Raw genomic sequence first — 21,666 nt, 5'->3', positions numbered from 1 at the left:
CCGGGCTCCACGAGGAGGCGAATGTATGTCGTATATGGATCATCCTGCCTGGGTTCATCTGCTCAATCTGGAGGCGCAGTATCGCGAGGGGCTGACGCGGATTCACGAGATTCCAACGCGGGAGTGGAATGCTTTTGTTGACGTGAAGAATCGGGCGACCGATGCCGTACGCGCGGACTCCGCTCTCCTCGCGGATATTCGGCGGGCAGCACTGATGTCCGATGCGACACCGCGTGAGCTGGCCCTTTTTCACGGAGTCCTGACCGGTGCCGTCTGGGAGTATCAGGTTCTTCGGGACGCCCACGGAGACGATCCGACCTCGTTTGAGCGTCTACGCGCAGACCCTCGACTACGAGATGTTGGCGATGAGCTAAACATGCGGTTGGCGGTATATCTCCCCGAGCAGCACGGGTCCGAGGATGTCTACGCCGGTGAGCTCTGGGATGATGGGGACCCGGGCACCGCGAAATGGCGAAATCTGACCCGGGTGGGTGGTGTCCCCACTCGTGTGCCCGGCTCTGAAGCACCCGACGGTCTCGCCCTCCTCGCTCAGATCGACTTCGCGGCGCTCGCTACCGTAGCCGAGCACACCGAGGCACTGGCGGCGCTGTTGCGTGTTCATCCGCTACCCCCGGACGGACTCCTGCAGGTCTTCCATTCGACCCTCGGAGACTCACGAACCGACCCTGATATCCCGGGAGGTGGCGCGCGCGTCCGTCACGTCGCTGAGCACGATGTTCGCGCGCGGCTGCCGATCGATGACCGCGACGCTGATGGCGGTGCTTTCCCGGTGTTCGCGGTGGACATCGCGGTGATCCCCATGTTCCACGCGATGCCCTCCGCGTCCGCGGATGCGCTGGACCGCGGAGAGCTCCTGCAGCGCGAAGCGAACCGATTCGCACGCAACGGTTCTTATCCGGAGCACTTTGACGCGGAGTTTGACCGCAATCCGTTCCTCGCCGACGCGGGCGACTGCGTCCGCCTCTTTGGTCTTCCGTACACCAGCTTTGGGGTGAACGTTGAGGATGCCCTCGTGTTGAGTGCCCGGCTTCCCCTCGCCCATCCGAATGATGAACACGTGCTCCTCATTACCCTCCCCGGAGAGCCTGTTTTTGAGGGTGTCTTTGGTGATGGCGGACACCTGGAGATCTGGATGAGGCAGAGCGATCTGGAAGCGGCCCACTTCGACAACGTGGTGTCGTTTATCCGGAGCGGGTAGGGGCCACGGGGCCTGATCGATACGAATTGCGGGGGCTATTCCAAACCTGTCAGAGCGCACAGCACTTCTTGAAGATCTTGCCCGCAGTTGATCTCAACCACGAAACTGGTGACCCCGTTATCTCACGGGAACGCAACATGGGTTTCCGCAAAACTGGGAAACGCTCCCGCTCTGGCGCTAACCGTCCGTCGAGAGGAGGTCCAGCCCCGCCAGGTGACGGTTTCGGGTCTCGATGAGGTTCTTCATGTAGCGGGCGAGGATGGCGCGCTCAACGATTCGGCCCAGCACCCCGAGCGGCGCGGCAAAGATGACGCGATCCACCATGACCGTGTGATCACCCTCGCTCGTAAACCGATGCTCGTGTCTGAACCGCGCAAACGGGCCGCGCACCTGCTCATCCACGAAGAAGTCGGGTGCGCGAAGCTCGGTGATGCGGGTGGTCAACCGCAGGGGCAGCCCAAAGTGCCAGGCTCGCCAGGTCACGGTCTCCCCCAGCGACATCACCCCCGAGGTCACGCCCGCGATCGCCCTCTCCCGGGTGTTTGCGAGAGATTCGGTGTGCACATCAATACTCAATGAGCGCTCAAAGAGCTGCGCCCGGGGCATCCGCACCCGGGTCACGCACTCAAACTCCACCGTCATGGTCCGAGTATCGCAGATGTCGCACATCCCGGGCCGGCATGCCCACCTCGTGCTTCTGAGCGTGCGGGCGGTTCACACGCTGCCGGTCTACGCTCGGAGCATCGAGAGCCAGGTGCCGCTGGGAACCCTGCCACAGAAAGACTCCGAAGCGAATGATGACGGACAACTCACTTCAGGCATTCATCGATGAGTCCTCGGCCAACCGTTCCGGCAATCGGCAGGAGTACCTTATCGGCGCGGCCCTCGTCGCAACAAAAGCGCTGGAGGTTTCGAGGGACCTTGTCCGTCCCCTGCTTCTTCCCGGCCAGGTCAAACTGCATTGGACGGACGAGAATGAGCGCCGCAGGGATGCGATCATCACGAGGATTCTCGAACTCAACCAGGTCAGTGTCGTGGTGGCGCACCTAGACGCACCACAGCGCAAAAACGAACGCTTCCGACGCAAGTGTTTGGAGACGCTCTACTACGAGTTCCAGGAGATGAGCATTAACACGCTCACCTTAGAATCACGCACAGGCCCTCAGGACAACCAGGACATCACTCACGTTCGCGGCTTGCAATCACGCGGGCTGGTCGAGATGCGCACCTCTGAGTCACTCGCCCCCGAACAAGACGAAAGGTCCTAGACCCAGTCGTCCGGCTGGCTTCTAAGACCCTCTTCCTTCCTCCGTCGTAACGGAGAGGCGGAATCAATTCTAGCGTGAATCATGCAGCAGCAGATATTGGGAGCCAGAATCCACCGTCATGGTCCGAGTATCGCAGATGTCGCCCGTCCCGGGCCGGCATGCTGACCTTCCCTCTGGGCGCGCGGCTGGTTCACACGCTGACGTATTACGCTCGCGACACTGTTTAATCGCCCTGCCACAGGTGGGCCAGATCATGTCGAAGGGGTTGCCGTGGCACCGAATCTCGATCGCTTGATCTATGTCGATGACTCTGGGCGTCCTCAGTCCGGACTCGTTGTGTACGGCTGGATTGAGTTCTCCCCGGATCGCTGGGCCAGTATCCTGAAGTCTTGGCTAGATATGCGTAAGAAGCTCTGGCGAGAGTTTTCCATTCCCGTCACGCAAGAGCTTCATACAACGGCGTATGTGAATGGGCGGGGAAGAATCGCTCGCAAGGTTCCCGATCGGCATATGCAAAATGGTGTTCCCTACTGGAAAGACTTTGGCCGCGCAGTCGCCGTCGAATGCCTCAAAACTCTCCGTTCTGCCGAGGGGCTCCGCGTGGGAGCGGTGTGGAGGCAGGGCACCCCCGAGGATTTTTTCCGAACGAAACACGAGACGTATGCGGCATTGGTCTCCCGATTCGAGCGGAGACTCCGCGAATCCGATTCTCTCGGTCTCGTAATCATGGATGGCGATGGAAGCGACTCTTCTTATCGATCCACCCATCGCCGTTTGAAGCTCACCGAACGACGGGTAATCGAAGACGCAATCCATCTGGACTCACGGAGTTCGCAGCTTGTGCAGATTGCCGATTTGGTTGCGTGGTGCGCCAACGCTCACATAGATCGGCATGACGCGAACGAGTTTGCCTGGGAGTGGTACTCGACTCATCTAGCCGAACGGGATACCGCTCGCGGACCCCAAGAAATCTAAACGCTCAACAAAATCTAGGCGTTAAACAGCTAGACCCCCTGCTCCACGTGTGTGGGGGGGTCTGCACGTACAACTCTACCCGGAGTTAGTAACGAAGTAAAGGCAACCAAACGCGCAAGGCTGGATGACCGGGCAGCGATCTCATCGCTCACCAAAACAAAAGACCCCGTCTTTCGACGGGGTCTTTTTCAGTGGTGCGCCCGGAGGGATTCGAACCCCCAACCTTCTGATCCGTAGTCAGATGCTCTATCCGTTGAGCTACGGGCGCATTTTCAATTGTGGCCTTGGGTTTGTTTCTCACCCTCGGGCCGTTAGATAGCTTAGCGCAGGTTTTACGCGGGCGCTAATCGAGTGCATCCTTCGACGTGTCGCCCGTGATTCCGCGGATCTTGCCCCCACAGCGAGGGGGCCTCCTAGGGGCGCGTCTCGCGCGGTTTTCGGCGCCACTCCCAGGCGATGACCGCGCCGCCGGCAACCACCGCCGCGGGCACCCCGGCCACGGGCATCACCACAAACAGAATGGTGCCGATCGAGAAGTCCTGCCCCTCGTGCTGCACGGCCAGCACAATATCCAGCACCAGTAGCGCCAGCGTTACCCCCAGGAAGGCTCCGAGGGCCGCACAGACCACGCGAACGCTCAGCGAGCGGCGCAGCCACCGGTCCCCCGCCAACACCGCCAGAAACGCCCCCAGGACGCCGGGAATGGCAAACAGCATCCCGCCGAACCCAAACCCCACAAAGGTCGGTACGAGCTGCGCGGAGTTCGCGACCCCCACGGTCACCAGGCCGTAGATGCCGCCCACGACAAAACCCACCGGAAACGCGATCACGATCAGCGGCCAATACCGCCTCCACACCGTCTCGCGCGTCCGGGTCATGTGACGATCCGCAGCTTTCGATACCCGGTCTCGGTGGCGTATACGGCGAGCGCCGCAATCCCGGCCGTCACCAGCACCACCGGGATGGTCCACATAAGGACAAAGGTAAGCGGGTTTACATAACCAGGGTTCGCCGTGAGGAACGTGACGATCCCGATCAGCAGGAGCGTCACAAACACCGCGGCCGCGGCACCCCCGGCGGCAAGCGCCACGCGGGCGCGAATGCCGCGCGTGAGGGAGCGGTCGCCCAGCTCGACCCCGAGATACAGGCCCAGACCGCCGAGACCACCCATGAGGGCGGAGAAGTATCCGAGGGAGAGGACGTACTCACCCCAGGCGACCAGGTCGCCGCCGGTGAGCGCCATGCCCAGGGCAACACCGATCACGAACCCGGCCGGTATGGCCAGGATCAGTAACCATCGGTAGCGACGCAACACCATACCCATGACAATAGCGGCTCACCGACCCCGTATGGTTGATTGTCATAACAGGTCATGTTTAGTCATACTGGTCGAATCGATCCGTTCGTGTTACGTACCTCCTTGGCAGTCTCAGGTTGCCCTGTTAGGTTCGGGGCACAGACCATTTACCTCTGGAGCGAACGATGACCCCCAACAGCATCCTCCCCAGCCCCGCTACCCCGGCTCACTGGCGAGCCGTTGCCGAACGTGTTTCCGAGCAGGCCACCGGGGCCGAGCCCGGTGCCGCACTCGATCTTCTGCGCGAAAGCGGGCTGGCCGCACTCACCATTCCCCGCGAACACGGCGGTACCGGCGCTCACCCGAGCCTCGGCACCGAGGTCGTGCAGACGCTCGCCAAGAACAATGACGTTCTCGCGCGCATCCTCGCCGATCACTTTCGCACCCTCACCCTGCTCGTCACCACCGCGGCCTCCGGCGAGCGCTGCCCCTGGCTCACCCGCAGCGCCGCCGAACAGTGGATCTGGGCCCTCGCCGAACCCGCGCCCGACGCCCCCATCCTGACCCCCACCGGCGACGGCAACTTCAACCTCGATGGCCGCGCCCTGCTCGGCCCCGGTGCCGCCGCCGGCGACGTCATGCTGGTCAGCGCACGCACCGCCCACGGCTTCCACACCATCATCCTCGAGCACGGTCGGCCCGGCACCCACTACCTCGGCGACTGGGACAACTGCGCCAGCCGCCTCACCTCCACCGGCCCGATCCGCTTTGCCGAGGTGCACGTGACCCCGGGCGATCTCATCGGCACCACCCACTCCGACAACACCCTCGATGCCGCGGCCGAAGCCAACCCGCGCATCGACCTGCGCTGTACGCCGAGCGTCTCCCCCGCGATCACCCGCCGCGCGGCCCGCGGGGTCACCCTGCACGACCCGAGCGACTACCGTCGCCTCGAGCCGGGCACCGCCTCCGGCACCGGTTTCCTGCTCCCCCTCACCACCTACATCACGAAAGGCTGACCCATGAGCACCGAGGTACGCTTCAGCGCCGACGACCCCGACATCCACCAGCCCTACCGCGCCGCCGCCGATCGCTACACGCACCTCGGATATCGCCGGGTCGGCAACAGCGGCCTGCTGCTACCTCCGATCTCCCTCGGCCTCTGGTACAACTTCGGTGACAACAAGCCCTTTGATACCCAGCGCGAAATTCTGCATCACGCGTTCGATCGCGGCATCACCCACTTCGACCTCGCCAACAACTACGGTCCTCCCGGCGGCTCCGCCGAATACAACTTCGGTCGCCTCCTGCACTCGGACTTCAAGCCGTACCGGAGCGAGCTCATCGTCTCGACCAAGGCTGGCTGGCCCCACTGGGCCGGCCCCTACGGCAACTTCGGCGGCCGCAAGTACCTCCTGAACAGCCTCGAGGAATCCCTCGAGCGTCTGCGCACCGACTACGTCGACATCTTCTACTCGCACCGCGTCGACCCGGACACCCCGGTCGAGGAAACCATCGGCGCCCTCGACACCGCCGTGCGCCAGGGCAAGGCACTCTACGTGGGCATCTCCTCCTACTCGGCCAAGCGCACCGAGCGCGCGATCGAGGCAGCGCGTGCGTTGGGCACCCCACTGGTGATCCACCAGCCCGCCTACTCGCTCGTGAACCGCTGGGCAGAGGGCGGCCTGTTCGACACCCTCGGCACCCACGGGCTCGGCTCGATCGCCTTCACCCCGCTCGCCCAGGGCCTGCTAACCAACAAGTACATTCAGGATCCCAACGCCGCCCCCTCGGCCGGCCGCACCTCGTTCCTCGACGGCTTCCTCAGCGAGGACAACCTCGCCCGCCTGCGCGCACTCAACGCGATCGCCGAGCGTCGCGGGCAGAGCCTCGCCCAGCTCGCCATCGCCTGGGTACTGCGCGACGGCGGGGCCACCAGCGCCCTCATCGGGGTCTCCTCGGTGCGCCAGCTCGACGAAAACCTCGCCGCCCTCGACAACCTCGACTTCACCGCCGCAGAGCTCGCGGAAATCGACGAGGCCGTGGGCACCGGAGACACCGGCGTCAACCTCTGGGCCGGCTCCTCCGAGCTCTAACCCAGCCCGCGCGGTGCAAAAAACGCCCGTGTCGCCCCTCCTCAGAGGGGCGACACGGGCGTTTTTTACGAAGCGTGCCGACAGAATGCAGAAACCTAGCCCACGCTCAGCGCGGTGTGCACCGGGGTGGGGTTCTGGAACAGGTCGAGGACCGGGCAGTGCTCATCCACCGCGGCCTTGAGCTCCCGGTAGCGCTCCTCGGTTTCCGGGCCGGTGATCGATACGTTGATGCGGATCTGGTCAAAACCCGGTCGCCCGTCCTCGTTCAGGCCAAAGAGCTTGCGAACGTCGAGGTCGCCATCGGCCTCGGCCGTAATCGAGTCGATGCGAATACCCAGCGCCTCGGCGTACAGGCGATACACCACGACGTGGCAGCCGATGAGCGCACCCAGCGCGTACTCCACCGGATTGGCACCCGTGTTCTCGCCACCGAGACCCGCGGGCTCATCCACCACAAACTCGTGCCCGCCCGCGCGGATACGCGTCGCGACTCCGCCCTCGGCGGTTCCGCTCGCGGCGGGGTGGATGACCGCGGTGGCCGGGTTGGCCGCGATACGTTCATTCCACGCGGCACCCGCCGCGGCGAGGCGCGCGGAGCGTGCACGGGCAAGGTCTTCAATCTCGGGCGCTACGCCCGTCACAGTGGTCATGCACCGACCCTAGGGTGCGTAAAACGCGCACACCAGGGGTCGCGTCATCTGCCGTCATGTAGCCGCGACTGAACGCGAGGCGTGGGACCGGCGGGTCCCGCAGCGCGGGTACTAGCGCGGGCAGTGCAACTGCGTGCGCTCTCCGCTGCGATCAACAACGTGCTGCGACATGGGGTTGCCGCACAGGGGGCAGGCGGCCTCGGCGGTATCGGGCAGCGGCTCCTCGTTGTAGGGGCCGAGGGGCGGCGGGCCGATGTAGGGACGCAGCTTGCCGTTCAGCCAGTTTGTGAAACCACCCGCGGCCCGAATCGGTCCGGGTTCACCATTAGTTCGTGCCATAACTATTAGTGTATACCTCTTTTGCTACACTGGGAACATGTCTGAAAATACCACCGCCGCGGATGACCTCCTCGCCCTGGAAAACCAGGTGTGCTTCGCCCTGGCGGTGGCCTCGCGCAATGTCTTGGCCCTCTATCGCCCAATCCTCGAACCACTCGGACTCACCCACCCGCAGTACCTCGTAATGCTCGCACTCTGGGAATCGAGCCCCCGCTCGGTCAAGAATCTGGGCGCAGCGCTCGCACTGGAGCCGCCGACCCTCTCCCCACTCCTCAAGCGACTCGAGGCGGCCGGACTCATCACGCGCACCCGAAGCGCCCGCGATGAGCGCGTCCTCGACATTGAGCTCACCGAGGCCGGGCGCACGCTGCGCGAGCAGGCAACCCGCATCCCACCACGCATCATCGAGGCGCTCGGCATGAGCCTGCCCGAGCTCACGAACCTTCGCGAGACCCTGCACGAGGTGATCCGGGCGGCCGAGGTCGCCCAGGCCTCCTAGCCAGACTTCGGTGCACCGAACCCCTGATCAGGGGCACTTACGCTACACTGAGAACCACGAAGGGGAGTAGCTCCCACACGCGGCAAGGTTTTTCACAACCGTCGCAAAGCGGTCTGTCGACATACTGGCGCAAGCCCGGCAGCCCACCCCGCCCAGGCGGGGCGAGCGAGACCTTCGGCCACTTATCGACCGTGGCCGAAGCACACCCGTCATTATCGCTTCGGCCAAGAGCCAGGAGCCGTACCGTGACCGTCACCCCCTCACCCACCGAGATCCGCCGCTGGCGGAAATATCTCGCCGATGAACGCGCCGAACGGGCCGTCTATCAGGACCTCGCAAACGCCCGCAGTGGCGAGGAACGCGAAATTCTCACGAGCCTCGCGGAGGCCGAGCGCCGCCACGAGCAGCACTGGCTGGATCTCCTCGGCGAGCACGCCGGAAAGCCGCGGCCGGTGGCAATGCGCACGCGCTTTCGCTGCTTCCTCGCCCGCCACTTCGGCCCGGTATTCGTGCTCGCCCTGATGCAGCGCACCGAGGCCCGCTCGCCCTACTCCGCAGACATCCACGCCACCGACACCATGGCGGCCGATGAACGGATCCATGAGGAGGTCGTGCGCGGCCTGGCCGCGCGCAGCCGCATTCAGCTGTCCGGATCGTTCCGCGCCGCCGTGTTCGGCGCCAACGACGGCCTGGTCTCAAACCTCGCCCTGGTACTCGGCATGGCCGCCACCGGGGTAGACACCGGCGTCGTGCTGGCCGCGGGCGTTGCCGGGCTTCTCGCCGGCGCGCTCTCGATGGCCGCGGGCGAATACGTGTCGGTACGATCCCAACGAGAGCTCCTCGAGGCGTCGGCCCCCAATCCCGAGGCCCAGGGTGCGGTGCCCCACCTCGACATCAACGCCAACGAGCTCGCCCTCGTCTACCGAGCCCGCGGCATGGAGGCCACCGAATCGGTGAGTCACGCTCACGAGATGCTGGCCGGCCTCCCCTGCACCCACGACGGCGCTCCCGAGGCCCCGCCGGCCGAGGATGCCGCGGAGGAACACGAAACCCTCGGCACCGCCTGGGGTGCGGCAACGTCCAGCTTCCTCTTCTTCGCCTCCGGCGCGGTCATTCCCGTGCTCCCCTATCTGTTTGGGCTCAGCGGGTTCACCGCCGTCCTCGTCGCCGCCGTCCTCGTGGGTGCCGCGCTACTCGGTACCGGTGCGGTCGTGGGCGTACTCAGCGGGGCCTCGCCGCTGAAGCGAGCACTGCGCCAGCTGGCAATCGGTTTTGGGGCGGCGGGGATCACCTACCTGCTCGGCCTGCTGTTCGGATCCGGGCCCGCATAGCGGCCGAGATGATAACGAGTGTTTCTGATTTGGCGCTGAAAACACAGCTATCTCCTACCTTTCTTACCTAACATCTCCAGGAACCGTCGTTAGTTTTGTGCGGCAGCGTGAATCCCCTCACGCAGCAAATCGGCGCCGTGCCACACCCGGCATCTCTCGGGCCCCCGAGTGATGCCGGGTGCTCCGTCCCCCGGGACGGTAGACCCGACGATCGGAGACCCTGTTGTCGCTTCACAACCCCACACGACCCCCCATCTCACTTTCCGCACTCGAAGCCCGCCGCATCGCCGCCGCCGCCAGTCTTGTTCCCGCCGGTGCCACCACGCCGCAGTCGATCCTCACCCGCGTGGGGCTCATCCAACTCGATGCCCTCGCCCGGGTAGACCGCGCACACCGCCTCACCGGCCTCGCGCGACTTCCGGGAAACGCGCGTGCCCCGGAAATCGATGCGACACTCTGGTCTCGCGGCGAAGCCGTCTCATTTGAAACACACACACACGCTGCCGCCCTCATTCCCGTCGAGGATTGGCCCCTGTTTCGCCTCAACCGGATGAGCGCAACCCAGCGCCGCGATGCGCCATCGGCCGCCGAACTCGAGGGCGTCACCGCCCTGATCCGTGAGAGCAACCACGGCCTCACCCTCGCCCGCATCGAGGAAACCGCGCCACGCTCCGGCGGCCGCTGGGACTGGTCCGAGTGTAAGCGCATCACCGAGCACCTGGTGTGGCGGGGCGACATCGTCAGCACGGATCGCCGACTCAACCGCCGCATCTACGACGTCCCCGAGCGGCGCATTCCCGAGCCGCTCCTCAATCGCACGCTCTCCCGCTCCCAGATTCTGATCGGTCTCGCGAATCGGGCAATCGATGCCCTGGGCGTGGCCACCGCTTCGGACGTGGCGCACTACTACAACCTCACCCCCGCGGATGCCGCATACGGCCTCGAACACGGTCACGCGATTCCCACCCGGGTAGAGGGCTGGAGCGCCCCCACCTGGACCTCCCCCGTCTCCGAGCTCCTCACCACCCCGCAAAGCCCAGACCCCCGACTCATCGGCCCCTTTGACCCCCTCATCCGCGACCGCGACCGCGCCCGCCGCGTTTTCAACTTCGACTACACGTTCGAGGCATACAAGCCCGCGGCCAAGCGGATTTACGGGCACTACGTGCTCGGCGTCATCCTCGGCTCGGAGTTCATCGGTCGAGCGGATGTTCGCCGCGAGGGCCGGACCCTGATCGTGAACGCCCTGTTTCCCGAACCCGGGACAAACGCCGCCCACTTCCGCGCGGCCGCCAGCGCCGCCGCCGAAACCCTCGCCTCCCAGCTGGCGCTCACCACCTCGGTACGCTGCTGACACACCCGGGCGGCGTTCGACCGCACGTCGGCTTCGCGCTCTGGAGATGCGTCTCTGCCGTTTCCACACTTTCCACAGATTGTGGATAACTCTGTTGAAACCTGTGGAAAGCGGTGTGCAAAACGCCGTACCGGGTGTGGACAGCGTGTGGAAACCCCGAATCCTCGACCCTCGATGCGGGGACAGGTACCACCCACTCACCGAAATATACCGTCCGGTATTTAATGCGTAGGTTTAAATACCGATCGGTACATACCGGTGTTACAGTGGAAACATGACCAGCGAGCAGAACCCCCAGGACCACACACCCCACGCCGACTCGGGCATCCCGGAAACGGAAGCCAACGGTTCCGATTCCTCCGGTTCGGATTCCCCGGGCTCCGAGTCACTCGGTTCGGCCGCCCGTGCCCTCGCCGATGCCACCGCCGCCCTGACCCGCCTCATCGGCAAGCAGGTACGCGAGACCGTTGTTCCCGAGGTGGGCGATGCCCTCGCACACACGCTGCGTGAGGCCTCCCGCGGGCTCGCCACCGTCTCCGAAGACCTGAAGCGCAAGGCGGAGGGCACCGATCCCCGCCGCACGCAGTCGGAACAGACCCGCCGTGACCTCCTCGAAGCCGCGGCGCGCACCTTCGCCGCACACGGCTACGAGGGCGCATCGGTGGGCGACATCGCGGCCGAGGCCGGATACACCAAGGGGGCGATCTACGCGCACTTCGGCTCGAAGGAGAACCTCTTCCTCGAACTCGCTCGCGAGCGATTCGCTCCCTCCACCCGGGAGTCCGACACCGAGGCGGCCGACCTCGAGGATCTCGCGACCCGGCTCGGCGCGCTCCTCACGCCGGATGCCGCCGACGCCTCCCCCCTGCTCGATCTCGAGGTACTCGCGTATGGCGTGCGTCACGCGGATGCCCGCGCCGAGCTCTCCCCCGCCCTCCACGGTGCCCTCGACCGGCTCGCCGAGCGGGTGCGGGCCGAGCGCGCGCGGGACGCGCACGCCGACGCAGACCAGGCCCCGAACGAACGTGATCGCGACACCGCCCTCGGGCTCTCCGCGATCACGAGCATCGTCGCGCTCTACGCCGCCCTGGAGGAGGATCCCGCCGCGCGTACCCGCGCCGTGGCCGCCGGCGAGCGCCTCATCGGCCGGCTGCTGGAGCGCTAGCGCTCGGGCACGTCACTCGCCCAACGCCCAACGCCCAACGCCCAAAAGAATAGCCGCCCGTGTCAACGGAATTTGATTCCGTATCAACAACCGGGCGGCTATTTCTTCTCATTTGTGGCGGAGACGGCGGGATTTGAACCCGCGGTCCCCTTAGGGGGACTCCACCTTAGCAGGGTGGTGCACTAGGCCACTATGCGACGTCTCCTTACCTCGCGAGCGAGGTACGTTGCAAGCATATCGGAACCTTGCCGCCGCGCCGAATCCACGCCCAAAAAAGGATGGGAAAGTTTTGTGGACGGTGGCGGATTGCCCCTATTTGCGTTTGTTTCCGGCGGAACAGGTCTGTTCGCCCGCGTTTTGTCCGGTGACCGAGGAGGGGAGCTCAATGACCGCGGGCGGAGTCGACGGGTCGGTGGAGGCGGGCGGGGTGGTCTCGGTGCCGCCCGTCGTGGGTGTCTCCGGGGCACCGGATCCGCCCTCACCGCCCGGGGTGGCCGGGGGCGTCGCGGTGCCGTCTACGGGCGTTTCCGGGTTTTCTACGACCGAACCCAGCCCGGTACCGCCGGTCAGGGAGATGTGCTGATCGGCCTTGAGGGCGTCGAACAGGGCCTTTGCCGGGATGGGCAGCGGGTCGACACCGTTGTGTCCGGGTTTGTCGACGATTACGTTGGGATACTGCACAAACACGATCTGGCTCAGCGGGATGTTCCGCAGGGCGGACGCGATCTGCACCATGGTGTTGACGTTGTTCAGGCTGCTGGACAGGGTCATGTTGCTCACCGCCGCCTTCGCGATGGAAAAGAGCTTGGTGGGGTCGGACAGCGTCTTGCCGTCCTGGAGCGTGCGCACCAGTGAGGAGAGGAACACCTGCTGATTGCTGATACGGCCGAGGTCTGATCCGTCACCCACACCGTGTCGCGTGCGCAGGAACTGCAGTGCGGCGAGGCCCTGCAGGTTGTGCGTGCCGGCATCCAGATAGGTGCCGGTGTAGGGGTCGGCGATGCCCTGAGCAACACACACCTCGACGCCACCCACCGCATTGGAGAGCTCGATCACGCCGCTGAACTGCACCTCGGCCGCATACGGAATATCGAGCCCGGTGAGCGCCTCGACGGTCTTGACGGTGCAGGGCAGCCCGCCATAACCGAGCGTGGTGTTGATCTTCTGCGAGGCCATTGCCGGATAGCTGCCACCCTCGGGCTTATCGCAGGACGGAATGGGGACAAACATGTCTCGCGGGAAGCTCACCACGGTGGCCGCGGTGTGGTCCTCGGAGATGTGCATCAGCATCGTGACGTCGTTCAGGACGCCGGTCTCCTTGGTGGGATCACCAAAGATTGCCGGATCCTGCCCCTGGCGCGAGTCACTCCCCACCAGCAGGAGGTTGACCCCACCCTTGATCTCATCGATCGAGGCGGGCGGTGGGGTTTTACCCAGGTCCACCGAGGGCTTGCTCGAGGCCACGACATCCCACACCGCGTAGGCACCCACGCTCGCACCGCTCACCAGCACCACCGCAAGCGCACCGGCCACGATCTTCGCCCCGGTTACCCAGGGGGATGAACGCCGCAGACGGCCGTGCCGAACCGCGGGAACGCGGGGGGCGTGTTGACGGGAGCTACTCACGAGGGCCTTTCAAACGAAACGGGAAATCAGGGGAGTCGGGGGTTCTTTAGGCGGATCTACACGCGCACGGCACACCGCGGCGGTAGACCCACGTCCCGGTGGCGCGAAAGAATCACATCATGATGCCAGGGTTTTCCGAACGTTTACTGGGAGGAGTGGGGCGTTAAACGCCCGACGGGCGGATAGGGAACCCCATCCGCCCATCGAGTGTGTGCCAACTAGTTGGCTCCTACCTCGCGCCGACGTCGTACCAGCCACAGCACGCCCGCTCCCGACAGGAGCAGCAGCAGGCTGAGCCCGCCGAGCCCGCTCGGGTTCGATCCGGTGTCCGGCAGGTCCGGCCCGGGCTGACCTGGATCGGTCGGGTCGACCGGCGGCTGAGTCGGCTCCACGGGGGGCGTCGTCGGATCAACCGGCGGCTTGGTCGGATCAACCGGGGGCTTCGTCGGGTCGACCGGCGGCTTGGTCGGATCAACCGGGGGCTTCGACGGCTCCACCGGGGGCTTGGTCGGCTCCAGCGGCGGCTTCGGCTGAACCGTCACCGGCACGCAGGAGGCCGTGCCGGCCGCGTTCGGGTTCTGCACCACCGTGTCCGCCCACGGACCGGTCGGGGTGACGAGCTGCGCACAGTTCGTGTACTCGCCCTTCCGGTCGTAGGTCACCACCACGGTGAAGCTCGCCGTCTTGCCCGGGGCAAGGGAGGCGATGTTCCAGGTAATCGTGTTCCCCGTGTGCACACCGTCACCGGCGCTAACGAGGGTGGCGGCCGCGGGCAGCGTGTCGGTCACCGGTACGTCGATTGCCTCGATTTCACCGGTGTTCTTCACCTCGATCGTGTACGTCACGGGTGCACCGCTCGCCACGGTCTTCTGTGCCACGCTCTTGCGGATCTCAAGCGAACCGGTGGTGAAGGTGTTGGTGATGGTCACCAGGGCGACCTCGCCATCCTCACCCGGGGCGGGGATCGTCACCGAACCGTCCTGAGGCGCGTACGAGACGGAGGTGGCGAGGCCGGAATCGGTCTCGGTCACCACGCAGCTCGCGCCGATCAGGATGCCACCGATGGTTGCGGTGTACTCGTTATCCGGGCCCAGCTCCACGCTGCCACCGTTCGGCAGAGGCGCGGTCAGGGTCTCGCCATCGCGCTCCCAGGTGCACACCGCGGCCGCGGTGTAGGTACCCTGGCCGAATGCCTCCACGCCGCTACCGGTGCGCTCCTTGACGATCTTCAGCGAGCCCACGTCGAAGTGGTTGGTGATGTCCGCGGTGACCGCGGGGCCGTTGATCACGACGGAGCCGGCAACCGGGTTGTCGGTGCGGGTCGCGCCGCCGGTCTTCACCTCCGTCAGGTCGCACACGGTCCCCAGCGGGAAGTCGCGGTCGATCTCCACCGGCTCGCCCACGGTGAGGGCCAGCGCATCAGTGCTGTAGAGGGTCTGTACCGCATCGTCACCGTGTGCGTAGGTGCAGAGTACCGAGGCGGTAAATACCGTGCCCTCGGCCGAACCGTAGTTCTCCGCGCCCTCACCGGAGAGGTACTTGATCACCGAGAGACGACCGGTGTCAAAGTGGTTGGTCACCACGATGTCGTTCGGCTGGACGAGCTCGGCCAGCGGATCACCGGCGTGGGCCACAAACGTGACGCTCGGAGCCGAGGCTTCCTCGTCCGCTGCTGCCGCCTCTGACTCTTCCTCGCCAAACACGGTCTTTCCGTCGATCGTGATGTTCGTGCGCTCGGCACCGCGAACATCGGTCTCGGTCAGCGCACAGGTGGCACCCACCGGAATGCCGGTGATCACGCGGGATGCGGTCTCGGAACCCTCCTGGTCGGGCGTCAGCGTGAACCGCAGCACCGATTCGCCATCCCAGGTCACGGCGGTGCCGCTCACCGCTGCGGTACAGCTGAGCTCGAAGGCAAAGTTGTATCCGGCAAAGATGCCGTGATCGGCGAGGGTGTCCACCTTCTTGGTGACGCGCAGGCTGGTGAAGTCGTAGCGGTTGTCCAGCGTGATAACCGGAACCTCCGCCACCGGGGCGGCGGTGATGAGCACGCCCTGGGTACCACCGGAACGCGCGGTCTCACCGAACTGTCCCGTCTCACCAAACTCGCTCACATCACACAGCGACCCCACGGGGATTCCCCGGACGGTACTGCCGAAGCGGTTGGCGGTATCCAGCTCAAACTTGCCGGCACCACCAAACACCACCGGAGTGGTCGCCTGGGTGCCGTCCTTGAGGGTACGGCCGCTCGGCACGAGACAGGTCACCTGCGCGGCCGCCCCCGTCGGGGCATACGCGACCGCGTCACCCGAGAAGGTCTTGGCAAGCGGAAGCGAACCGGTCGGCAGGCGCACGCCCACGGTTTCGGGGATCCGGCGCTGCGGATCGCCCGAGACGAAGCTCGCGACCGCTCCGGCCTGGTTGATGAGCTTGGAATCCGCTACCGGCGCTGTCACCGAGGCACCCGCGGGGAAGGCGGCCGAGGCCGGGGCGTTAATCGTCTGGAACTCGACCTCGACACCGGCGTTCTGCGGCAGAACCTTGCCCGCGGTGCCGGCGAAGTCAAACTTCACCCGGATCGCGGTGACGGTCGGGGCGATGTCGTCGATCGCATCCGGGGTGATCGAAGCGCCCGCGGTCCAGGAGGTCGCGTTGCACTCGCGGTCGCTGTCCCACCCGCTGGTAGATCCGGATCCGACACAGGCGTCCTTATCGGTGGTGTACTCCCAGGTCGCGAGGGTTCCCGGGGCGACATCGGAGCCCAGAACCACGCCGTGGGCGAGGTCCAGGAGCGCCTGGTAGGTCGATCCACGGCCCGCGGAACCCAGCAGCAGCCGGTCGCCCGGTGCCGGCAGGATATCGACCACGGTGGCCTTGGTGATCGGCTCGGTACCGGTGTTGACGATTCGCAGCTTCCAGGAATCGGTCCCGCCCACGACGGAGTTGGCGATACAGTTCGGTCCGAAGTAACCGGCAGCATCCGCCACGCACTCGCGCTCGGCATTGCGCTGGTTCGTTGCGCCGTGAACGAGGCGGTCCTTATCCGGCGTCGTAACATCTGCCTTGACCCGCTTGTACAGCTGGAACAGGCCACCGGCCTGCTGCTGCACGGTGTTGGTGGCGGCACACGAATTACCCTTGGGGCCGTCGTTTGTCGACGGGGTCAGCGCACAAATCACGTCATCCTGCACCGTGTTCACGCGGAGGGTGTTCGTGGACTTCTGGTCTCCGATGAGGCCGGGCTGAAGCGTGAGGTTGATCTTGATCGTGAACTTTTCGCCCGGGGCCATCCGGTTTTTACCGGCCGGCCAGGCGAAGGTGATCTCCCGGGTTGCATCGTTGTAGTCGAGCTTCACCACCGAGGGGTCGGTGGAGAGTAGACCGTCCTTCGTGGTGCTGTACGTCGGGTCCACCTCGTCCCACTTCAGGGTCGGCGGCAGCTGGTCGACCACGCTCGAGACGTTGAGGAAGCTGTACTTGCTGTTCTCAAACGTCAGCGTCCAGACGTTGCTCTCGTCCACCTTGACCGACTTCTTTTCCGGAGTCTTGGTCACCGCAAGGCGGTGCTCACCCGGGGTGACCGCGATCGACTTCTTATCGCTGGCCGTTGCCGGCGAGTAGACGACGGGGTTATCGGTACGCTCGCTCTTTCCGTTCAGCACGTTGTCGATCCCACCGGTGAAGGCGATCTCGGAGCCGTCCAGTGCCACGTCGCGCAGCCCCACGGTGAGGGTCGCGCCAACCCGCCACACATCGGGGATCGCCCCCGCGGAGAAGGCACTGCCGTTGGCCTTGGTGAAGGTCAGGCGCACGCCGGTCACCCGGTCAAGGGCAACGTTCGCCGGCAGTGTTGCGGTGGCTTTCGCGCCCACGGTGCCCGCGGTTCCCGCGGTCCAGGTGGCGTCGTCACCGGTGCCGGTGCGCAGTTCCACCAGGACGCGGTCGCCCGCACCCACCTGAGTGACCTTGGTGAGGTCCAGACCGGTGAGGGCGAAGCTGTTCCAGAACGCCTCGGTGCTGTCCTCCAGGGTCACCCGATGCGTGGACACCGTCGCGTTACCGTCCGTCGCACCCAGGGTCACCGTGACCGGGTTCTTCCGGTTTACCTCGGTCAGTGTGGCCGGGGAGATGGTCTTGGTGGTCGCAATCTTCAGCTCACCCGAGACGAGGGCAACACTCGCGGCATGCGTTCCCGAGGCCAGCTCGCCGGGGCGCAGGATCGGGTCGTAGCTCTGAGCGCGGGCCTCGTTCTTCACGGCGGTCGCGTCGACCGATCCCGGGGTCACCAGGTTACCGGTCGAGCGTTCCGTTGCCCGCACCTGAGTGGTCAGTCGAAGATCAAGAGCGGCGTTCGTCAGGATCTTTCCGCCATCGCGCTCGGGGTTGGCCCCCTGGAAGAGCACGCTCACGCCCACGATGTCCTGCAGTTCGCTCGCCTTCATCTTGAGGGTGTCGGCGAGGGACTTCACGACCGTCGAGGTCACACCGGTATCGGGGTCACGCTTCCACAGCTGCACCATGGAGGCGGCCTGATCGGCTACCTTCTTCGAGTCGGTGACCGCGATCTGGGTCAGGGTCATCCGCTCGAACGGGTTGTCAACACCGTAGGTCGCACCGTCAAATACCCGGGCGTTTGGATCGTTCGCATCGGTTCGGCACGGATTGTCTCCGCCGCAGGACAGCGAGTCGGTGACACGCAGATACGAGGCTGCGACGGGTGAGACGTTCGTGGAGCGAATCGTGTACGTCACCGTCGGGAAGTTCGCCGCCGGGGTGTCAGCCAGCGTCGGGATAACCACCTTGGTCGAGGACGCCGTCTTCGTGATCGACACGTTCGGCGGCGAGGACAGCAGGGTGATCGTCGCGTTCTTCTCGGCGGACGTCGTGGTGGGCTTACCCTCCACGATGCGCGTGCCGCTCACTCGCAGACGGTTGTCGATGATTCCGTTTTCCGCGGTGTTGACCGGGGCGTTATTCTTCACCCAGATGTTGGTTGCGGTCGGGACGCGCAGGGTGTTGCGCAGGTCCCAGGTCATCGGAATGACGCGCGGGGTACTTCCGACGGTGGCGGCCACACCCGAACCCACCGGCGGTGCCGTCGGCGAGTTGCTGTTCTTACGGGCGGCGTCGTTCGGCTCCACGGTGATGCGCACACCGGTGGTGTTGGCACGCTCAATGTCGGTCAGGGTGTATCCGAGGAAGCCCTTATCCTTCATCCAGCTCCCGCCCGCGGGCAGACGAACGGTATTCCAGGTCTTGGCTTTCGAATCGTAGAGCTCGATTGAGCTCACGCTGTCCCACTCGAAGTTCGCATCGCTCGCGGCCGGTACGGCACCGATAGATTTCAGATCCATACCCTGGAACACGGTGGCGGCGGGGTTGTCGGCACCCGCTGCCGGGTCCTCAAGCACAACCTTTGTGAAGCCGGTGCGGGACACTCCCCAGCCGAGTCTCGACACGGCGCTGGAGCCGGACTGCGCGGTCAGCGAGGAAATGACCTTACTGTTTGCCGCGTCGTACCACTTCTTATCCGCGATGGGGGCGGCACCGGGGCCACCCTCATCATTCGGAATGATGACCTTGGCGGGAGCGTTGGCCTTCTGTACGTCACTGGTAATCGGACTGTTGGCATCGGGGCCCGGGGCGGTACCGACACCGGTGGCACCGTTGGTGTACGACTGCGGCTGCGGGGGGTTCCCCGGGGTCGCGGTGGGCTTGGTCGGATCGTTTCGCAGGGTCGACCGAGCCTCGAATGTCGCGTTACCCTCAACGATGGTGTTCTGGGCGAATCCGCCAGGGTTCTCGAAGGTGTAGCGCAGCCCGGTGATGTTGAGGTCGGTGGGCAGCGACGCCGTGAAGATCTGTCCGTTGCTGGTGCCCTGCGCGTCGAGCAGCGTCCAGACACCATCGACCAGGTACTCAACGCGCAGGGTTGCGCCGGCGGGAATCGTGGTCGGGGCGATGCGGATCGGGTTGAAGGCGTTCCAGAAGTTTGTCTTCGGGTCTGCCGGGTCAAACGCGTCGGTGATCACGATCTGCGTGGGTCGCACGTAGCCCGAGCTGGTCTCGGTACTGCCCTTGATCTGGGCGGTCACCAGGGCACCGGGCAGTACCGCTTCTGCCGGGGAGATCTTCTTTTCAAGCTTCAGTCCGACCGCGGGGCGGAAGATCCTCAGCGTCTTCGAATCACTCGCCGAGGCCTCGCCCGCGCTGTTGGTCGCGGTGGCCTTCAGCGTGTTGGTGGTGAGCTCACTGACCTTGTCCGGCGCCACATAGTCGCGGGCCGCGACGATCGTGAAGTCCGCGCTGGCCACCGCATCCTGTGCGATCTTGCCGGTGAAGGTGATATCGAAGCCGGTGGCCCCCGCGGGCGGCATCGGAGAGTCGCCACTGTCAAAACTCACGGTCTGCGGCTCGCCCGCCACGTACCACGTGATGGTGCCCTTCGTGGCACCCTCCGGGTAGGCGATCCCCGGGTTGAAGCTCCCGAGGGTCAGCTTGCTGTTGAAGTAGTCCCGGTCACTGAGCACCAGGGAGTCTACGGGACCATTGGAGGTGTTCTTCGCCGAGATCTTCGCGGCGGCCGCACCCCCGGCCGGCATCTCGCCCGGGGTGATGGTCTTGGTCGCGGACACGGCAACGTTGAGCTTCGTCACCGCGAACGGCGCGGTTGCGGTCTGGGTCTGCGTGGGCAGATCCGGGTAACTCGCACTGCCCTGAACGACGTTGTTCACGGAGGCACCCTTGGAGAGATCTGCGGGAGTGCTCTCGCCACGGGAGGTCGCGCGCTGCGCAACCTTCAGCTCCACGGTGGTGACGTCTGCCGACGGAACGATGGAGCCGTTCTGGCCCAGCTGGCGCACCCGAATGCCACCAACATCGCCCGCAGCCACACCGTTCGGCAGAGCAATCGCATCAAAGGAACCGGCGGTACCGGTGATCCACTCCCACTTCAGGGTGGTCTTGTTGTACACGTAGGCGTCCACGGCAACCTGGGTTGCCCCCTTCGCGGGGGTGACCGCGCCAAAGCCCACAAAGTCAACGAGACGGAAGGGGTTATCGGTCCCCAGTGTCGCCGCGGTTGCTACCGCCGAGGCGGGATCGGTCAGCGCGAGCTCATTTGCCCCGACGTTTCCGGCGTTGCGAACACCCAGGGTGATCGTCGACTGTTTTCCGGCCTCGAACTGCTGAGACTTCGGCTCCCAAAACTTCGTGCTCTGGACCGCACCCTTCTTCTCGAGGGTGATCGTCACGCTTGCCGAATCGCTGACCGGGGCGGCGTTGTCCGCGGTCGCGGTCGCATCGTTCTTGATCTTCTTGCCGTTGTAGGCCCAGCCCGGGGTGAGGTCGCTCGGCGGCATCAGCTCGAGGATGATGTCGGCAGAGTCCTCGGGGGTCAGACCAATCTGGCCACCGGGAATCGGGTACTGGAACGTACCCGTAAAGGTGGAACTCTGGCCGATGGTGTCTCCGGCAACGACGCCGGAGAGCGCGACCTTACCGCTCGAGCGCACCTCCTTGACCGTGAACCCGGCAAACTCGGCCGGGATCTTATCGGTGACGGCGGCGTTGATGCAGGACTCCTGCTCACAGCTCACCGTGATGCGATAGGTGAAGGGTGCGGTGGGCGACACCACGGTATCGCGCACGTTGTTCACGGTCTTGGCGATGCTGAGGAATCCCTGCCCGACCGCGACGGCCGGAAGGGCTCCAAAACTGCCGGCGACCAGGAGGGCGCTAAGTGCGGTCGCAATGACCGCCATACGACGCGACCAGGGGGTAGTTGAGCGCGTAGCTACGGTTTTGTGGCGCGCCAAATAGCGGCGCTTTTTGCCAAGCATTAAATT

Annotated in this window: 16 protein-coding genes and 2 tRNA genes; 9 read left to right on the top strand and 9 right to left on the bottom strand. The window is 65.1% G+C overall.

Annotated elements, in window-relative coordinates:
* Positions 1–25 precede the first annotated feature (25 nt).
* A complete protein-coding gene (locus D9V32_RS08755; RefSeq protein ID WP_121648528.1) occupies positions 26–1,219 on the top strand; it encodes a DUF1963 domain-containing protein in 1,194 nt (397 codons plus the stop codon).
* 177 nt (positions 1,220–1,396) lie between these two features.
* On the opposite strand, the gene D9V32_RS08750 is transcribed toward D9V32_RS08755, so the two are convergent.
* On the bottom strand, positions 1,397–1,861 hold the full coding sequence (locus tag D9V32_RS08750) for an SRPBCC family protein (protein ID WP_121648527.1): 465 nt from the start codon (positions 1,859–1,861) through the stop codon (positions 1,397–1,399).
* A gap of 152 nt (positions 1,862–2,013) precedes the next feature.
* On the opposite strand from D9V32_RS08750, the gene D9V32_RS08745 reads away from it, so the two are divergent.
* Together D9V32_RS08745 and D9V32_RS08740 are read left to right on the top strand one after the other, a co-directional pair.
* On the top strand, positions 2,014–2,487 hold the full coding sequence (locus tag D9V32_RS08745; protein ID WP_121648526.1) for a hypothetical protein: 474 nt from the start codon (positions 2,014–2,016) through the stop codon (positions 2,485–2,487).
* Positions 2,488–2,757: 270 nt separating this feature from the next.
* Positions 2,758–3,462 (top strand): DUF3800 domain-containing protein, encoded by a 705-nt coding sequence (locus tag D9V32_RS08740; RefSeq protein ID WP_121648525.1) that lies wholly within the window; start codon positions 2,758–2,760, stop codon positions 3,460–3,462.
* A gap of 192 nt (positions 3,463–3,654) precedes the next feature.
* Here the strand turns inward: D9V32_RS08740 and D9V32_RS08735 are convergent.
* The 3 genes from D9V32_RS08735 to D9V32_RS08725 form a co-directional block, all read right to left on the bottom strand.
* Positions 3,655–3,730: transfer RNA gene (locus D9V32_RS08735), tRNA-Arg, on the bottom strand.
* Between the two features lie 145 nt (positions 3,731–3,875).
* On the bottom strand, positions 3,876–4,340 hold the full coding sequence (locus D9V32_RS08730) for a hypothetical protein (RefSeq protein WP_121648524.1): 465 nt from the start codon (positions 4,338–4,340) through the stop codon (positions 3,876–3,878).
* Entirely contained in the window at positions 4,337–4,786 is a 450-nt protein-coding gene (locus D9V32_RS08725; protein WP_121648523.1) for a hypothetical protein, read from the bottom strand. The genes D9V32_RS08730 and D9V32_RS08725 overlap by 4 nt, the downstream gene beginning before the upstream one ends.
* 158 nt (positions 4,787–4,944) lie before the next feature.
* On the opposite strand from D9V32_RS08725, the gene D9V32_RS08720 reads away from it, so the two are divergent.
* Together D9V32_RS08720 and D9V32_RS08715 are read left to right on the top strand one after the other, a co-directional pair.
* Positions 4,945–5,778 (top strand): acyl-CoA dehydrogenase family protein, encoded by an 834-nt coding sequence (locus D9V32_RS08720; RefSeq protein ID WP_121648522.1) that lies wholly within the window; start codon positions 4,945–4,947, stop codon positions 5,776–5,778.
* 3 nt (positions 5,779–5,781) lie between these two features.
* Complete coding sequence (locus D9V32_RS08715; RefSeq protein WP_121648521.1) at positions 5,782–6,855, top strand: aldo/keto reductase; 1,074 nt, start codon at positions 5,782–5,784, stop codon at positions 6,853–6,855.
* 95 nt (positions 6,856–6,950) lie between these two features.
* Here the strand turns inward: D9V32_RS08715 and D9V32_RS08710 are convergent, their stop codons facing one another.
* Positions 6,951–7,505, bottom strand: coding sequence for an OsmC family protein (locus D9V32_RS08710; RefSeq protein WP_121648520.1), 555 nt, complete (start codon positions 7,503–7,505; stop codon positions 6,951–6,953).
* 111 nt (positions 7,506–7,616) lie between these two features.
* Positions 7,617–7,844: a hypothetical protein gene (locus tag D9V32_RS08705; RefSeq protein ID WP_121648519.1), complete on the bottom strand. Its 228-nt coding sequence runs from the start codon at positions 7,842–7,844 to the stop codon at positions 7,617–7,619.
* Between the two features lie 37 nt (positions 7,845–7,881).
* Between D9V32_RS08705 and D9V32_RS08700 the strand changes: the two genes are divergently transcribed.
* The 4 genes from D9V32_RS08700 to D9V32_RS16385 all read left to right on the top strand — a co-directional run bounded on the left by D9V32_RS08700 (position 7,882) and on the right by D9V32_RS16385 (position 12,193).
* Positions 7,882–8,343, top strand: a complete 462-nt coding sequence (locus D9V32_RS08700; RefSeq protein ID WP_121648518.1) for a MarR family winged helix-turn-helix transcriptional regulator — start codon at positions 7,882–7,884, stop codon at positions 8,341–8,343.
* Between the two features lie 245 nt (positions 8,344–8,588).
* Complete coding sequence (locus D9V32_RS08695) at positions 8,589–9,674, top strand: VIT1/CCC1 transporter family protein (RefSeq protein ID WP_121648517.1); 1,086 nt, start codon at positions 8,589–8,591, stop codon at positions 9,672–9,674.
* Positions 9,675–9,897: 223 nt separating this feature from the next.
* Positions 9,898–11,028 carry a DNA glycosylase AlkZ-like family protein gene (locus D9V32_RS08690; protein ID WP_183086247.1) on the top strand — a complete coding sequence of 377 codons (1,131 nt, stop codon included), beginning with the start codon at positions 9,898–9,900 and terminating at the stop codon, positions 11,026–11,028.
* A gap of 274 nt (positions 11,029–11,302) precedes the next feature.
* Positions 11,303–12,193, top strand: coding sequence for a TetR/AcrR family transcriptional regulator (locus D9V32_RS16385; protein WP_220700679.1), 891 nt, complete (start codon positions 11,303–11,305; stop codon positions 12,191–12,193).
* Positions 12,194–12,308: 115 nt separating this feature from the next.
* Here the strand turns inward: D9V32_RS16385 and D9V32_RS08680 are convergent.
* The 3 genes from D9V32_RS08680 to D9V32_RS08670 form a co-directional block, all read right to left on the bottom strand.
* Positions 12,309–12,398: transfer RNA gene (locus tag D9V32_RS08680), tRNA-Ser, on the bottom strand.
* Between the two features lie 107 nt (positions 12,399–12,505).
* Positions 12,506–13,819 (bottom strand): LCP family protein, encoded by a 1,314-nt coding sequence (locus D9V32_RS08675; RefSeq protein WP_121648515.1) that lies wholly within the window; start codon positions 13,817–13,819, stop codon positions 12,506–12,508.
* Between the two features lie 218 nt (positions 13,820–14,037).
* On the bottom strand, positions 14,038–21,660 hold the full coding sequence (locus D9V32_RS08670; protein WP_121648514.1) for a DUF5979 domain-containing protein: 7,623 nt from the start codon (positions 21,658–21,660) through the stop codon (positions 14,038–14,040).
* Positions 21,661–21,666 lie beyond the last annotated feature (6 nt).

The organism is Mycetocola tolaasinivorans, assembly GCF_003667565.1.
Lineage (GTDB): Bacteria > Actinomycetota > Actinomycetes > Actinomycetales > Microbacteriaceae > Mycetocola > Mycetocola tolaasinivorans.
Note: the sequence above shows the minus strand (reverse complement) of the source record. Positions and strands in the feature narration are given on the sequence as shown.